This is a genomic window from Pseudomonas sp. AK181, assembly GCF_051122975.1.
Taxonomy (GTDB): Bacteria; Pseudomonadota; Gammaproteobacteria; order Pseudomonadales; family Pseudomonadaceae; genus Aquipseudomonas; species Aquipseudomonas lactis.
The window spans coordinates 2,408,476-2,422,280 of record NZ_CP146348.1 but is presented as its reverse complement, the minus strand read 5'-3'; the positions used below and the strand labels follow the sequence as shown (position 1 = coordinate 2,422,280).

Annotated in this window: 14 protein-coding genes; 10 read left to right on the top strand and 4 right to left on the bottom strand. The window is 58.3% G+C overall.

Translation table 11 applies throughout. The annotated features are described in order from the left end of the window. Nucleotides 1-131: 131 nt before the first annotated feature. Nucleotides 132-362, bottom strand: coding sequence for a hypothetical protein (locus V8689_RS11640; protein WP_434520717.1), 231 nt, complete (start codon nucleotides 360-362; stop codon nucleotides 132-134). Between the two features lie 321 nt (nucleotides 363-683). On the opposite strand from V8689_RS11640, the gene V8689_RS11635 reads away from it, so the two are divergent. The 3 genes from V8689_RS11635 to V8689_RS11625 all read left to right on the top strand — a co-directional run bounded on the left by V8689_RS11635 (nucleotide 684) and on the right by V8689_RS11625 (nucleotide 1,642). Beyond that, nucleotides 684-866, top strand: coding sequence for a general stress protein (locus tag V8689_RS11635; protein ID WP_003190457.1), 183 nt, complete (start codon nucleotides 684-686; stop codon nucleotides 864-866). A 237-nt stretch (nucleotides 867-1,103) separates the two neighbouring features. Beyond that, complete coding sequence (locus V8689_RS11630) at nucleotides 1,104-1,358, top strand: hypothetical protein (protein ID WP_056784067.1); 255 nt, start codon at nucleotides 1,104-1,106, stop codon at nucleotides 1,356-1,358. Between the two features lie 5 nt (nucleotides 1,359-1,363). Next, nucleotides 1,364-1,642: a hypothetical protein gene (locus V8689_RS11625; RefSeq protein WP_056784064.1), complete on the top strand. Its 279-nt coding sequence runs from the start codon at nucleotides 1,364-1,366 to the stop codon at nucleotides 1,640-1,642. Nucleotides 1,643-1,661: 19 nt separating this feature from the next. Here V8689_RS11625 and V8689_RS11620 read toward each other — a convergent pair whose 3' ends face one another. Further along, nucleotides 1,662-2,162, bottom strand: coding sequence for a CinA family protein (locus tag V8689_RS11620; RefSeq protein ID WP_056784062.1), 501 nt, complete (start codon nucleotides 2,160-2,162; stop codon nucleotides 1,662-1,664). A gap of 123 nt (nucleotides 2,163-2,285) precedes the next feature. On the opposite strand from V8689_RS11620, the gene V8689_RS11615 reads away from it, so the two are divergent. Beyond that, nucleotides 2,286-2,693: a low affinity iron permease family protein gene (locus tag V8689_RS11615; protein WP_056784057.1), complete on the top strand. Its 408-nt coding sequence runs from the start codon at nucleotides 2,286-2,288 to the stop codon at nucleotides 2,691-2,693. 332 nt (nucleotides 2,694-3,025) lie between these two features. On the opposite strand, the gene V8689_RS11610 is transcribed toward V8689_RS11615, so the two are convergent. Next, nucleotides 3,026-4,389 (bottom strand): IS3 family transposase gene (locus V8689_RS11610; RefSeq protein WP_155717239.1). Its coding sequence is split into 2 segments (ribosomal slippage): nucleotides 3,026-3,924 and nucleotides 3,924-4,389, totalling 1,365 coding nucleotides; the frame shifts between segments, so codons are not numbered across the junction. A gap of 338 nt (nucleotides 4,390-4,727) precedes the next feature. On the opposite strand from V8689_RS11610, the gene V8689_RS11605 reads away from it, so the two are divergent. From V8689_RS11605 to V8689_RS11585, 5 genes are all read left to right on the top strand, one after another. Continuing rightward, nucleotides 4,728-5,492, top strand: coding sequence for an OBAP family protein (locus V8689_RS11605; RefSeq protein WP_056787526.1), 765 nt, complete (start codon nucleotides 4,728-4,730; stop codon nucleotides 5,490-5,492). An 80-nt stretch (nucleotides 5,493-5,572) separates the two neighbouring features. After that, complete coding sequence (locus tag V8689_RS11600; RefSeq protein WP_060766121.1) at nucleotides 5,573-6,862, top strand: SDR family oxidoreductase; 1,290 nt, start codon at nucleotides 5,573-5,575, stop codon at nucleotides 6,860-6,862. Nucleotides 6,863-6,902: 40 nt separating this feature from the next. Then, nucleotides 6,903-7,184: a hypothetical protein gene (locus V8689_RS11595; RefSeq protein WP_056787530.1), complete on the top strand. Its 282-nt coding sequence runs from the start codon at nucleotides 6,903-6,905 to the stop codon at nucleotides 7,182-7,184. A 102-nt stretch (nucleotides 7,185-7,286) separates the two neighbouring features. Continuing rightward, complete coding sequence (locus tag V8689_RS11590; RefSeq protein WP_003190423.1) at nucleotides 7,287-7,544, top strand: DUF6555 family protein; 258 nt, start codon at nucleotides 7,287-7,289, stop codon at nucleotides 7,542-7,544. Then, nucleotides 7,541-7,780 carry a hypothetical protein gene (locus V8689_RS11585; RefSeq protein WP_032892362.1) on the top strand — a complete coding sequence of 80 codons (240 nt, stop codon included), beginning with the start codon at nucleotides 7,541-7,543 and terminating at the stop codon, nucleotides 7,778-7,780. Before V8689_RS11590 ends, V8689_RS11585 begins: the two co-directional genes overlap by 4 nt. Before the next feature lie 704 nt (nucleotides 7,781-8,484). On the opposite strand, the gene V8689_RS11580 is transcribed toward V8689_RS11585, so the two are convergent. Further along, nucleotides 8,485-9,342, bottom strand: coding sequence for an SDR family oxidoreductase (locus V8689_RS11580; protein ID WP_056787533.1), 858 nt, complete (start codon nucleotides 9,340-9,342; stop codon nucleotides 8,485-8,487). Nucleotides 9,343-9,650: 308 nt separating this feature from the next. Here V8689_RS11580 and V8689_RS11575 point away from each other — a divergent pair, with 308 nt between their 5' ends. Beyond that, a complete protein-coding gene (locus tag V8689_RS11575; protein WP_056787536.1) occupies nucleotides 9,651-13,796 on the top strand; it encodes a CheR family methyltransferase in 4,146 nt (1,381 codons plus the stop codon). Nucleotides 13,797-13,805: the final 9 nt, after the last annotated feature.

Sequence of the window (13,805 nt, the reverse complement as noted above, 5' to 3'; positions counted from 1 at the left end):
CCTGCTGGAATGCGCGCCTACCTTGCATGGGAAGTGGCCGGTGCGTGGAAAATTTCAAAATAAACCGACGCCTCACGACCAGCGGTAATGCGCTGCAGGCCAAGCGAAACGGCGCTTGTCGCGCAGTTTTCTCAATCGGCGCCGTGGTTTTCCGATTCGGGCACGACGTCGATTCCGGGCGTACCGCTGGCGGGTTTGATGCTGGCGTCCGCGGGTGTTGCGGCGCTGTCGGGATGGTCCCAATCGGTGGTCGCATTGGGGTCTTCGTCGCGCCCGGCAGTGCCGATCACGCAACCGTCTTCATTGGGTGCGTCTGGATGCTCGAGCGGCAGGTACTGTGGGTTGGATGGGTTGTGTTTCATGGCTGAAAAGCTCCCGTTCACAGGATAGGAACCTTGTTGGAACGACGCCTTTTTTTGGAGTGCGACGAAAAAGACGAATGGCGGGACCGTTAACTAAGCCCGCAGTTTCGATCTTATTAATGCAGAAGTGCTGACTGGTAATAAAAGTTATACGAAGCGGTGTATCGCACCCTGTTTTTGTATAACTTTTTCAGGCAAATCACCGTTCGTCGCCAGTTAGAAAAATCGGTAAAACATTTCCCGAAAAGCCAATATCGGAATAAATGTCCGTTGCGAAACGGCCAACTAACGAAACGCTAACTTAGCGACTGGAGAACTATCATGACTACAGGTAATAAAAACCCGGGCAACTTTGCCAATGATCGCGAAAAAGCCTCCGAAGCCGGTAAAAAAGGCGGCCAGGCGTCGGGCGGGAACTTCGCCAACGACCGTGAAAAAGCCTCGGAAGCCGGCCGTAAAGGTGGCCAGCACAGCCATGGCGGCGGTCGGAAGTCGGGTTCTTGAGTAACGGTGGGAGGGGCAGCCTGGCTGCCCCGTCAAACCTGATAGGTTGAACACGCCGCAACTAATCTCGCCAACATCCTGCCCACTATTTAGCAAACGAGCGAACCTTAGTTCAAATAAAGGCTTTCGACGTTAAGTTGTGGGCGACCTTTCTTAAAGAGCCATTATCTTGCCAGTATTTACGCGCAGTCATTCTGAGCTAGCCTTAACGCGCTGAGTCCTTTATGCGGTGAACTCATGGATACGTTAACGAAAGCCGAAATCGAAACGGCTCTTTCCGCTCGCCTTCCCAAGTGCGCGGTCAAGTGCGCGCTCAACCAGGACGGCAGCCTTTCAGTCACCGTAACGGCGCGCGGTATGGACCAATTCACCATCGCCAACATCAACCGCGCCCACTACCACGGTGTTTCGGGGATCAACCGGCTTGTGCGGGAAATACGCGAAGAAATGGTCATCGCCAGGCAGTCTTTCTGGCTGTCATCGGTGGGGTAACAGATATGCCAGACGCTACTGACGCAACGCTGCAACCGGTCAACATTGAATACCTGCAAGACACGCTGTTCGGTGTGAACACGCTCGCCAGCGAGTGCATGGCGCAGCTTGTGCGCGCTGCGCCCGGTGTGCAATTGCAACTTGCGCCACCATGGCCCGCGCAATTGCTGAAGGCCCACTGGATTAGCTTTGAATGGAACGGTCAGGCCTATCGTGGCGTGGTGCAGGCGGCTGAATCCTTGACCAACGGCGACTTGCTGATGGACATCGAACCGCAGCCGTAAACGCGCGCACTTGGCAGCATTAGGCGCGTTCACCCGCCAACGCCCGCTGGTGAAAATGCGGCAGCCATTTCAACGCGTGAAGAGACGCGGCCAACTGCACCTGCTCACGAGAGCCCATGAAGCGTTCCTTGCGACTGAACACACTCAGTGCCCCGCCGTTTCGATAGGCCCAGGCAAAACAGACAGTGCCTGGGGGAATGCCGTCCATCCCATCCGGCCCCAGCAGGCCAGTGGTCGCTACCGCTACGTCCGCAGGGCTGTCGCGCAGCGCGCCGTGAGCCATTTCCTGGGCGACCTCACAGCTGGTGAGATTGAACGTTTCGATGGTGTAAGGGCGCACGTTTAATAGCCGCTGTTTCGCTTCTGGCGAATACACCACGTATCCGCTTTCGATCCACGAACCACTGCCGTCGACTTGCGAAAGCAAGGTGATGATCTTGCCCGCGGTACACGACTCGGCCGTCGTGATAACCAACTGATGGTGCTTGAGGTATCCAACGATAGAAGCAGCGACCGACATGCTGAACGCTCCTGTGCAGAGGGGTGTTGCTGATTGATTTTTGTCAAAAAAAATCGATTTGTAAAAAAGAATTTCGAAAATCCGCTGGGGTCTACAGAGGAACATCCCCCAGGAGACAGCACCATGAAGTTCGCGAAATTCTGCCAAAAACTCTCCAACCAGGCGGGCAGCTCAAAAACCTTTCTGACGGCCGTCAGCTTGATTGCTGTTTGGGCGCTCACCGGGCCTTACTTTCATTACAACGACACCTGGCAGTTAATCATCAATACCTCCACTACCATCATCACCTTCCTGATGGTGTTCCTGATCCAGAATACCCAGAACCGCGACAACGATATTCTTCATCTGAAACTGGACGAGCTGATTCGTGCCACCAAAGAGGCCCACAATGCGGCGTTGAGCCTGGATAAGCTCGGATCGCGAGAGCTGCAGAAATTGCGCGAGCAATACAGCAAGCTGGGGCGGCCTAACGCGGTTGATGACATAGGGCGGGAGGCGGATTCTTCCGGTTCTTCTAACGGCCCGATCTGAGGCCTACGTGGGTCTGCGTGCAGCGATCGATGGTAACCACGATGCGAAGCGAGCCGCTCTTGACCTTGCTCTGCTTTTGATCTCAAGCGCCCCGTTAAACCACGCTGGCCGAACGCAGGCTTGAATTCGTGGGTAACCCGGCAGGACGCCGGGTTAGCCGCCCCGCGCCATGGATGGCGCGTGGCGGCGGCCCACGGATTCAAGCCTGTGTTCGGGCACACCGAGCCTAGGCGAGGTGCCGAGTGGTGGGGCAAGAGCCTTTTGCTTACTTTTGGGCTCTTTTCAAAAGTGAGCCGCCGTTGAACTGCCCCCCGAAAGTTGGACAGGGGACGCTATTGATTTAATGCCTGAGTCCGAAATTGTACCGGGCTCAAGCCATTTAGTCTGAGGCTTATGCGGTCTTGGTTGTAGTAGGCGATGTAATCCTCTATGCCTGATGCCAACTGCTCCACACTCTCAAATGACTCCAAATAGAAAAACTCGCTCTTGAGCGTGCCGAAAAAACTCTCCATGGCGGCATTGTCCAAGCAATTACCCTTGCGCGACATGCTCTGCTCGATGCTCTTTTCGGCCAGCATGTGTCGGTAGATAGGCTGCCTGTACTGCCAACCCTGGTCGGAGTGCAGTATCGGTTTGTCACCTTGATTCAGTCGCCCGAAGGCTTTTTCCAGCATCGTCGAAACCATCCTGAATTCGGGACGTCGGTTGATCTGGTAAGCCAGGATCTCGCCGTTGTACAAATCCATGAGAGGCGAGAGAAACAGCTTTTGCCCCTTCACCTTGAACTCCGTCACGTCGGTTGCCCATTTCTCGTTAGGGGCTTCTGCCTTGAATTCGCGCTTTAGTAGATCAGGCGCAACAAGCCCTTCAGCACCTCGGTAAGAGCGATATTTCTTCACTTTGACCAGCGACTTGAGGCCTATCACCTGCATCAGTCGATACACCTTTTTGTGATTGATCAACTCACCACTGTTTCCAAGGGTCGCGGCGATGCGGCGGTAGCCGTAACGCCCCTTATGCCCGTGATAGACGCTGCGGATGCGATCTTTAAGGCCGGCATGCTTGTCGGTTAGCAGTGTTTTGCTTTGGTAATAGAAGGTGCTGCGTGCCAGTGCCGCAGCACGTAGCAACAGAGCAAGTGGATGCTCATGCCTCAATCCTTGGACGGCCTGCGTTTTTTTGGCTGCGCAGTACGGGGATCCGCTTGGATTAAGGCATCGAGCTTTTTTAGATAGGCATTCTCCGCGCGCAGATAAGCCAGTTCTGCGAGCATTTGTGCAGGGGTCAGTTCTGCGTCCGCAGGAAGAGCAGGACTTGCTTTGGGTTGCCTGGAAGGTTTGCGGGGCATACTGGACTCTTTAAGACGCTGCGGTTGTAGTGCTTCTACACCGCCTTCATCGTACAGCTTTCGCCACTGCCTGATACTACTTGGACCACGGATATCAAACCGTATACAGGCCTGTTGGTCCGACAGTCCATCTTGTTTGATGCACTGCAAAACCTTTAATTTAAACTCGGCATCGTAATGGCTGTACTTGGCGATCAAGCCAGAGGCGCCGTGCTTTTCAAAACCCTTGACCCAGCGTCGCAGGAGCGATGGACTCAAGTCATGCTTAAGGGCCACCTCATGGATGCTACTGGCAGACAGGCACTCTTCAATCAATGATTGCTTGAGCGCTAGGTTGTATTTCGTCATGGAACACTCTCCCGAGGGGGCAGGTGTCCAACATTCGGGGGTCAGTTCACGTCAGGGCGGAACCCTAAGTGGCCGTTACCTAAATAACGGATATGTACCCGGTCCAACTGTGTTGACTGCCAGGCCGCCTTCGCGAGCAAGCCCGCTCCCACAGTTTGATCGCGGGGCGTCAGATAGTTAGGGGCCGGCTGTGAGGCCGTCATCGCAGGCAAGCCAGCTCCCACATGCGTGAGTGTTCAACTCAAAGCATTTTGAACGCCCCGTACGCTCGTCTTTCCAACGAGAACAGGATTAACCCTGGCTTTGATCAACCCACCGGCAACAGGAGGCAGCCGACCATGACTGACACCCCAACCCACCGGATGACAAAATCCCTCTGCGCAACAATGACACTCGCCCTGCTCAGCGCGTGCGCTGGCAACAACTCCCCCTCGAATGTCGAAGCCCCCGGAAAACCCGCAACGCCCTCGACCCGAACGCTGGAAGCCGGCGCCGCCCTGCTTCAATCTCGCCCCCCCATTGACGCATTGAACGCCTACCTGGACGGCTTTCACTTCTACAACGGCCATCCCGATGTACAAATGGAAGCCCATCACTACTGTGCAATCCTCAACGAGGAGGTCATCCAGTGCGTGATCTACGACGGCAACCGCAAGGATGCCAAGTTGATGGGCGTGGAGTACATCATCAGCGAGGCGCAGTTCAACACGCTGCCCGCGCCGGAGAAGGCGCTGTGGCACAGCCATGTACATGAAGTGAAGTCAGGGCAACTGGTCGCTCCGGGAATCCCCGAGGTGGCGGAGCATGCACTGATGGAGAAGCTGGTGCACACCTATGGCAAGACCTGGCACACCTGGCATACCGATCTGGATAAACGCCTGCCCTTGGGCGTCCCGCAATTGATGATGGGGTTCACTGCTGACGGCCAGGCCGACCCGCGTATGGTCGCCGAGCGAGATAAACGCCTGGGCATCGACAGTGCCGACAAGAAAAAGGCTCGCGCCGATATCCCCGCGCCGCCCATCGCACCCGGTGCAGACGCGTGGCGCCAGGGCACGGTTATCCAGATCGCCGACCCAACCCAAAAGGCCCACCGGCACTGACACCGCCATTCAGTCATTTGGATTGAACGATCATTTGCGGGCCCTTCTCTACCCAAGACCAGCCAAAGGAGGATGTCATGATGATTGATACCGCAACCGGAATGAGGCCTGGCGAGCGATACGCCGTGGAAAACCTGGAGCGCACACCGAACTTCAGCGGGTTTTTCCTGGACGGAAAATATTACCTGGGCCCTGAACTGATGACGGCAGTCGGATGGCTTGAGGGCCAGACGTTTATCTATGATGAGCTCGACGCCACAGGCGAACCGGTATTTCCCGACCGCGTCGCCGGCACCCTCGAAAACCTGACCCTGATACTGACTGACGGTACCCGCCTGCAACTGCACCCAGTGCCTGTCCACGTGCCCGAGGATTTACCTGGGCGCATGCCGACCAAGGGAAAACTGCACGGCAAGACCGTAGTAATCACCGGCGCCTCCAGCGGCATTGGCCGCGCGGCTGCTCATGCCTTTGCCGAGCAAAGTACCCGCTTGGTATTGGCGGCCCGTGATGAAAAAGCCCTGCAAGAAGTAGTGGAGGAATGCGCTGCGCGCGGAGCCGAGGCCGTCGCCGTTAAAACCGATGTGACCCAGGGCGACCAGATGCGCGCATTGGCCGAACAGGCAGCGGCCTTCGGCAATGGCCGCATTGATATCTGGATCAATAACGCCGGCGTAGGTGCGGTTGGCCGTTTCGAGAACACGCCCCTGGAAGCCCACGAACAGGTGCTGCAAACCGACCTGCTCGGGTACCTGCGCGGCGCTCACGTGGTGTGGCCGTATTTCAAAGTTCAGAACAGCGGAATTCTGATCAACACCTTGTCGCTGGGCAGCTGGGTGGCCCAGCCCTATGCCGTCGCCTACTCAGCCAGTAAATATGGCCTGCGTGGCCTGACTGAAGCCCTGCGTGGCGAACTGGCTGACTACCCGGATATTCATGTGTGCGACATCTATCCCGCCGTGATGGACACACCGGGCTTTCGCGATGGCGGCAATTTTACCGGCCACGAGTTGACGCCACCGCCACCGGTCTATGACCCGCATAAAGTCGCGCAAGCGATGGTGGCCTGTGCGCTGCAACCCAGGGACAGCACCACGGTAGGCAGCGCTGCCACCGTGGCCCGCGTCGCGCACTTTTTGCTGCCTGGCTTTGCCCGGTTATCCGGCTGGCTCACCCGCCTCGGCCTGGAGCGCAGCCAGCGCGCCGCGACGTCGGCGGGCAACCTCTTCACCCCGGCAAGCGGCGAACGTCGTGTGGAAGGCGGCTGGCGGCAAACCCACCGTACGCCTTATGGGATGGTTGCAATAGGCGCAGCGCTGCTAGTGGGCGGTGTTGTCGTGGCGCGCAAATATTCAGCTCGCCACAAATAAACGCGGGGGCGACGGCCCCCTTTGCATGAGGTAACCCAGCATGTCTTACGATTACCAAGGTACTGCCAGTGTCATCACTGCCTCGCGCCATCTTGGCACACCCTCAGATGAACGTCTTAACGACTCAAAAAATATTCAAATGACCAGCAGTGGCAAACCGACCATCGCCCGCTTGGACTTTGACACGCCAATGGATTGGCCCGGCAATCCCAACTTTATCACCGTCAATTTGCCTGACGGGTCCTCTGTCAGCGGGGTGATCGCCGAGCTGCAACGCCCGGCGAATGGGCCTGGATGGGTCACCTTTACGGTAGATGATTAAGCCTCATCCACGCCCTGCGCCCAGTCATCGAATTGTCGGACAACTTATTTGAATTATTTTTGACGTCAAATATCTGTAGTTCATGAGTATCAAGGAGGGCTCATTAAACACAACGACCTATTCACTATCGAGTACCAGCTGCACGGCGAGCCCAAGTCCTTCATCGTGCGCGCGCCGCGCATGGACAATGCCGAGGCTTGGCATTGGGCCAGTTGTGACGCTGGTGTGGCGGTGATCCCCAAATTTGGGCAACACACGTTCAAGCGTGTGTCTAAACCGATGGCGGAGAAATACGGCATTACCCAGGTGCGCTGGAGTGGCGCGGCACAGATTCAATGGGCGGAGGGCCTCAGAGGATGAACAGCCAGACTCTTGGTTACACAACGACAAACAGGCGGGACGATGAGGTCGCGCGAAACGCCGAGATGTTTTTTGAAGCGGATCGATTGGATGCCTTGGCGTACGAAATTATCGAGTCCTACAGCGGCGATGCGCAGACGTGGGCGCGCTTTACCGAGGCGAAGAAACGTGCGGATGCGCAGCGTACGGTGGCTTATCGGGAGTGGATGCGGATTCATCGTTCCAAGCGAAAATAACGTCAGCGGGCACGCATCGATCTGACACCCCACGATCCAAATGTGGGAGCTGGCTTGCCTGCGATGGCGGCCTAACAGTCAACACAGTTGGACCGGGTACATATCCGTTATTTAGGTAACGGCCACCTAGGGTTCCGCCCTGACGGCGGCTCACTTTTGAAAAGAGCCCAAAAGTAAGCAAAAGACTCTTGCCCCACCACTCGGCACCTCGCTTAGGCTCGGTGTGCCCGAACACAGGCTTGAATCCGTGGGCCGCCGCCACGCGCCATCCATGGCGCGGGGCGGCTAACCCGGCGTCCTGCCGGGTTACCCACGAATTCAAGCCTGCGTTCGGCCAGCGTGGTTTAACGGGGCGCCTGAGATCAAGATCAAAAGCAGATCAAGAACGGCTCGCTTCGCATCGTGGTTACCGTTGGGTGCTGCTACAAGCTAAAAAATTGTGTCGATACCTGTGCTGCGATAGCGGCCTGACAGCCGCTCAGGATGTCAGGCCCGGCGAATACCCCTCGCGTTCATGCCCCTGACTCGGGATCTTTCGAAGGCCCGCCAGGGGCGACACCGCCTTGCTCCTTCCCCTGTTGTCCGCCTGCCGGTGCCTGCGATTTATCGTTTCGCTTAGCCGCCGGCGGGCGCACCTTTCGCTCGGAGTGGTTCGATTCGTGGCGCTTCGAGGCTTCGCTCATATCCCCCTCCTTCCTCACTGATCACAGTATCGGCTTGCCACCCGTCACACCGTAGCGTTCGCCGGAAATATAGCTGCCTTCATCCGACGCCAGCAGCACATAGATCGGCGCCACTTCCACCGGCTGGCCGGGGCGTCCCAGTGGGGTGTTGCCGCCAAAGTTTTTCACCATGTCCGGCGTCATCGTCGAGACGATCAACGGTGTCCAGATGGGCCCCGGTGCCACGCTGTTGACGCGAATCCCGCGCTCGCCGAGCATCTGCGCCAGGCCAGCGGTGAAGTTGGCAATCGCACCTTTGGTGGCCGCATAGGGCAACAGGCTGGGGTTGGGCATGTCGGAGTTGACCGAGCTGGTATTGATGATCGAACTGCCCTCGGCCATGTGCGGCAGCGCGGCCTTGCAGATGCGGAACATCGCGGTGATGTTGACGTTGAAGGTTTTCACCCAGTCCTCGTCGGGGATGTCTTCCAGCGATTGATAGGTCATCTGGAACGCCGCGTTGTTGACCAGCACATCGATGCGTCCGAACTTCTCCACGGTGTCGTTAACGATTGCCGTGCAGTGCGCCGCATTGCCCAGGTCGCCGGGCAGTAACAGGCATTGACGGCCCGCCGCCTCGACCCAGCGTGCGGTTTCCTTGGCGTCTTCATGTTCATCCAGATACGACACCGCCACGTCCGCGCCTTCACGTGCGAAGGCAATGGCCACCGCCCGCCCGATGCCACTGTCGGCGCCGGTGACCAAGGCGATTTTATTCGCGAGCCGGCCTGAGCCTTGGTAGGACTGCTCACCGCAGTCGGGCATCGGGTCCATCTTGCGCTGCTCACCTGGCACGGGCTGTTGCTGGGGTTGAAACGGTGGTTTTGGGTAGCTGTTCATCAGAACGTCTCCTGGGTGGGTTTCTCTTTGCGAGGGTTTGCCAGGAAGCGAAGTTCAGACGGATTTTCAGAAAATCGGATAACCGTGCACCCACGGTGGCCACTCGTCAGTTTGATTAAACCTTCCGACGGTTACGCGTCTCAACCGGGTCGTAGTGGTCCGTCGAATGGCCGGGTGGCCTCAAGCCATTTTTGTTGGCAGCAGGTTTTCAGCTATATTTCACTGTCGGTTCAGCCCTCGCCCTCGTTGTTCAAGTTCTTCCCTCTACACCCCGTCTTCCTGTGCGCCGTTAACCAAGGTTGGTATTTATGAAGTCTGCCCCCCCGCGGTCCCCCAACGTACCGCAACGCAAAGATCTGACCCCCAGCAACCTGAGTTTCCCGGTGGTGGGTATCGGTGCGTCGGCGGGCGGGCTGCAAGCCGTGAAAGCGTTTTTTGAGCACATGCCCAAAGACTGCGGCATGGCCTTCGTGGTGGTCCTGCATCTTTCACCCGACCATCAAAGCGTGGCAGACAAGATCATCCAGGAAACGACCCGCATGCCGGTGTCGCAGGTCAATGACGCCACGCCCATCGAAAAGAACCACGTGTACGTCATCTCACCGGCGCAGCTGTTGAAGATGAACGATGGCTACCTCGCGGTCTCGCCTGCCGTGCGCGATGGTGGATCGCACATTGCCATCGACCTGTTTTTTCGCGACCTGGCAGACACCCATAAAGAACGCGCGTTTTGCCTGATCCTGTCCGGTACCGGCTCAGACGGCGCGGTGGGGCTGTCACGGATCAAAGAGCAAGGCGGCATCACCTTGGTACAAGCGCCGGAAGACGCCGAGTACGACGGCATGCCGCTGGCGGCCATCGAAACCCAGATGGTCGACCTGGTGTTGCCCGTGGTGGAAATGCCGCAGAAGCTGCTGGAACTGTGGCGCAATGCTCAGTCGATTGTCCTGCCCACCGCCAACGACCCTGAGATCAAGACCACCCCACCCAGCTCCGAACGCGATGCCGCCGTGGCCGAACAGCTGCTGCTGGATATTCTGATCCAGCTGCGCGCCAGTACCGGGCATGACTTCAAGCATTACAAGCGCGCCACGGTGTTGCGGCGTATCGAGCGGCGCTTGCAAGTCACCGCTCAACCCGACCTGGCCACCTATTACAACTTCCTCCAGGCCAACCCGGACGAAACCAAGGCGTTGCTGGGCGACATGCTGATTGGCGTGACCAACTTCTTTCGCGACCGGGAGGCCTTCGAAGCGCTTGAGCGAGACGTGATCCCCAACCTGGTGAAGTCACTGGAAGACAGCGTGCCGCACCGTGAGGAGGTGCGTATCTGGTCGGCGGGTTGCTCCACCGGCGAGGAGGCTTACAGCCTGGCGATGCTGGTGGCCGAGCAACTGGCGCTGGATGCCAGCGGCGCAAAGATGCAGGTGTTTGCCACCGATATTGATGAGCGGGCCATTACCCATGGCCGCAATGGTGTGTACCCCGAAGCGATCATCACCGACGTACCGCCCCAACGGCTGCGCCAGTACTTTGCCAAAGAGAAGAACCAGCACTACCGAGTGCGCAAGGAAATTCGCGAAAAGGTGCTGTTCGCCAAACACAGCCTGCTGGCCGACCCGCCGTTCTCGCAGATCGACCTGATCGTGTGCCGCAACCTGTTGATCTATCTGGACCGCGAAGTGCAACGCGACATCCTGCAAATGTTCCACTTCGCGTTGCGTCCCGGTGGCTACCTGTTCCTCGGCTCCTCGGAGTCGGCCGACGGCTGCCTGGACCTGTTCGTACCGGTGGACAAGCGCAACCGCATTTTCAGGGTGCGTGCCGGCTCATCCGCCGTACGTCGCGCCCCAACCATGCCGAGAGGCGGCTATCTGCGCCCGAGCACCACGACGCTGACGATTGAAGCCAAGGCGCCCAACAAGGTCTCGTTCGCGGACATCCACCTGCGCGCCCTGGAAAAAGCCGCGCCGCCCAGCGTCATCGTGAATATGCAGGCCGATATCCTGCACATGAGCGAAGGCGCCGGGCGATTCCTGCGCTACGTGGCCGGCGAGGTGACGCACAACCTGCTGACGCTGGTGCATCCTGATTTACGCCTGGATATTCGCACCACGCTGTTCCAGGTCCAGCAATCGAACAGCCCGGTGTCTTCGCGCAAGATCCGCATCCAGCGCGAGCAAGGCCCCTTCCTGGTGGACATCAGCGCCCGCCCCTACCGCGATGAAGCGACCGAAAACGACTACGTGCTGGTGATCTTCCAGGAAACCGCCGTCGACCCGCTACTGCCCGACATCGACACCGTCAGCCAGGCCGAAAACGCGATCATGAGCAACCTGGAGCGCGAGTTGCAACGCACCAAGTTGCACCTGCAGGACACCATCGAACAGGCGGAAGTCTCCAGCGAGGAACTCAAGGCCTCCAACGAAGAAATGCAGGCCGTCAACGAAGAGCTGCGCTCGGCCACCGAGGAGCTGGAAACCAGCAAGGAAGAGCTGCAGTCGATCAACGAAGAACTGCTGACCGTCAATTTCGAGCTCAAGACCAAGGTGGAAGAGACCGACAAGGTCAACGACTACCTGACCAACCTGATCGCGTCCACGGACATCGCCACGGTCTTCGTCGACCGCAACATGCGCATTCGCTGGTTCACGCCGCGAGCCACGGATATTTTCAGCATGCTGCCGGTGGACACCGGGCGTTCGCTGCTGGACATCACCCACCGCCTCGATTACCCGCAAATGACCGAAGACGCCACCACCGTGTTTGAGTCGCTGAGCATGATCGAGCGGGAGATCAGCAGCAACGACGACCGCTGGTACATTGCGCGGTTACTGCCGTACCGCTCCAGCGAAGATCACATTGATGGCACCGTGCTGACTTTCATTGATATCACCAAGCGGCGCCAGGCCGAAGAGGAACTGCGCCTGGGCGAGGAGCGCATGCGCCTGGTCGCCGAGAGCACCCATGACTTTGCCATCATCATCCTCGATGACCACGGCGCCATCACCGACTGGAACACCGGTGCCGAACTGATCTTCGGCTACACCAAGGACGAGGTGCTGGGCGCTTACTACGACCTGATTTTCTCCCCGGAAGACCGCTCCGCTGGCGTACCGGAGAGCGAACTGCGCACTGCCCGCGAACATGGGCGTGGCGAAGATGAGCGCTGGCACGTGCGCAAGGACGGCAGCCGCTTCTATTGCAGCGGCGAGGTCACCCAGCTCAAGAGCAACAGTTTGCGCGGCTACGTCAAGATTGCCCGGGACCTTACCGGCCACAAGCGCACCCAGGATGAACAGAATCAGCGCTTGAAGGAAACCCAGACCAACAGCCACCTCAAGGATGAGTTCTTCGCGGTGATGTCCCACGAACTCAAGCATCCGTTGAACCTGATCCAGTTGAACGCGGAACTGTTGCGGCGCTTGCCCGCCACCAAGGTTGCGGGGCCGGCCATCAAGGCGGTCAATACCATCTGCGAGGCGGTATCCAGCCAGGCACGGATCATTGACGACCTGCTGGACGTCGCCCGGGTTCGCACGGGCAAGCTGAAGCTGAAAAAGCAACCGATCGACCTGATTCGCACCCTCAAGGACATTCATAGCGTGGTGCTTGCCGACGGCCACCGTCGCCAGGTCAGCCTTCAAACCCCTTCGGTGCCGGGCCCACTGATCGTTGACGTAGACCCCACGCGCATCGAGCAAGTGATCTGGAACCTGGTCAACAACGCCCTGAAATTCACCCCCGAGGACGGCCAGGTGCAGTTGGTGGTCGGCCGAACGGACGGGCGCGCGCAACTGGACGTCATCGACAGCGGCGCAGGGCTGGCCGCAGACAGCCTGGAAAAAATCTTCGACCTGTTCGGGCAAGCGGAAAACCAGCACCAGACCCACCAGCGTGAAGGCCTGGGCATTGGCTTGTCGCTGGTACGCCAACTGGTGGAAGCCCATGGCGGTTCGGTGAGTGTGCACTCGCGAGGGTTGGGCTTTGGTTGCACCTTCTCGATCTGGTTGCCGCTGTGCGAACAACAGAATCATCTGCTGGATAGCGACGCTACCCAGCACGAAGATCAGCGCCTCAATGGCCTCAAGGTGTTACTGGTCGATGATTCAGCCGAAGTGCTTGAGGTGCTGAACATGCTGCTGGAAATGGAGGGCGCCCAAGTGAGTGCGTTCAGCGACCCTTTGAGCGCGCTTGAAACGGCCCGGGATGCCCATTACGACGTGATTATTTCGGACATCGGCATGCCGAAAATGAATGGCCACGAACTGATGCAGAAGCTGCGCAAGGTAGGCCAACTTCGACAGGCTCCCGCCATTGCCTTGACCGGCTACGGCGCCGGCAATGACCAGAAAAAAGCCACTGAATCGGGCTTTAACGCGCATGTCAGCAAACCCGTGGGCCATGATTCGCTCATCACCTTGATCGAAAAACTGTGCCGCTCACGCCCTTAGGCGTGGGGC

Excerpts from the sequence above, each read along its gene's own strand:
- V8689_RS11640 (WP_434520717.1), bottom strand. The coding sequence starts at position 362 with ATGAAACACAACCCATCCAACCCACAGTACCTGCCGCTCGAGCATCCA.
- V8689_RS11635 (WP_003190457.1), top strand. The coding sequence starts at position 684 with ATGACTACAGGTAATAAAAACCCGGGCAACTTTGCCAATGATCGCGAA.
- V8689_RS11630 (WP_056784067.1), top strand. The coding sequence starts at position 1,104 with ATGGATACGTTAACGAAAGCCGAAATCGAAACGGCTCTTTCCGCTCGC.
- V8689_RS11625 (WP_056784064.1), top strand. The coding sequence starts at position 1,364 with ATGCCAGACGCTACTGACGCAACGCTGCAACCGGTCAACATTGAATAC.
- V8689_RS11620 (WP_056784062.1), bottom strand. The coding sequence starts at position 2,162 with ATGTCGGTCGCTGCTTCTATCGTTGGATACCTCAAGCACCATCAGTTG.
- V8689_RS11615 (WP_056784057.1), top strand. The coding sequence starts at position 2,286 with ATGAAGTTCGCGAAATTCTGCCAAAAACTCTCCAACCAGGCGGGCAGC.
- V8689_RS11605 (WP_056787526.1), top strand. The coding sequence starts at position 4,728 with ATGACTGACACCCCAACCCACCGGATGACAAAATCCCTCTGCGCAACA.
- V8689_RS11600 (WP_060766121.1), top strand. The coding sequence starts at position 5,573 with ATGATTGATACCGCAACCGGAATGAGGCCTGGCGAGCGATACGCCGTG.
- V8689_RS11595 (WP_056787530.1), top strand. The coding sequence starts at position 6,903 with ATGTCTTACGATTACCAAGGTACTGCCAGTGTCATCACTGCCTCGCGC.
- V8689_RS11585 (WP_032892362.1), top strand. The coding sequence starts at position 7,541 with ATGAACAGCCAGACTCTTGGTTACACAACGACAAACAGGCGGGACGAT.
- V8689_RS11580 (WP_056787533.1), bottom strand. The coding sequence starts at position 9,342 with ATGAACAGCTACCCAAAACCACCGTTTCAACCCCAGCAACAGCCCGTG.
- V8689_RS11575 (WP_056787536.1), top strand. The coding sequence starts at position 9,651 with ATGAAGTCTGCCCCCCCGCGGTCCCCCAACGTACCGCAACGCAAAGAT.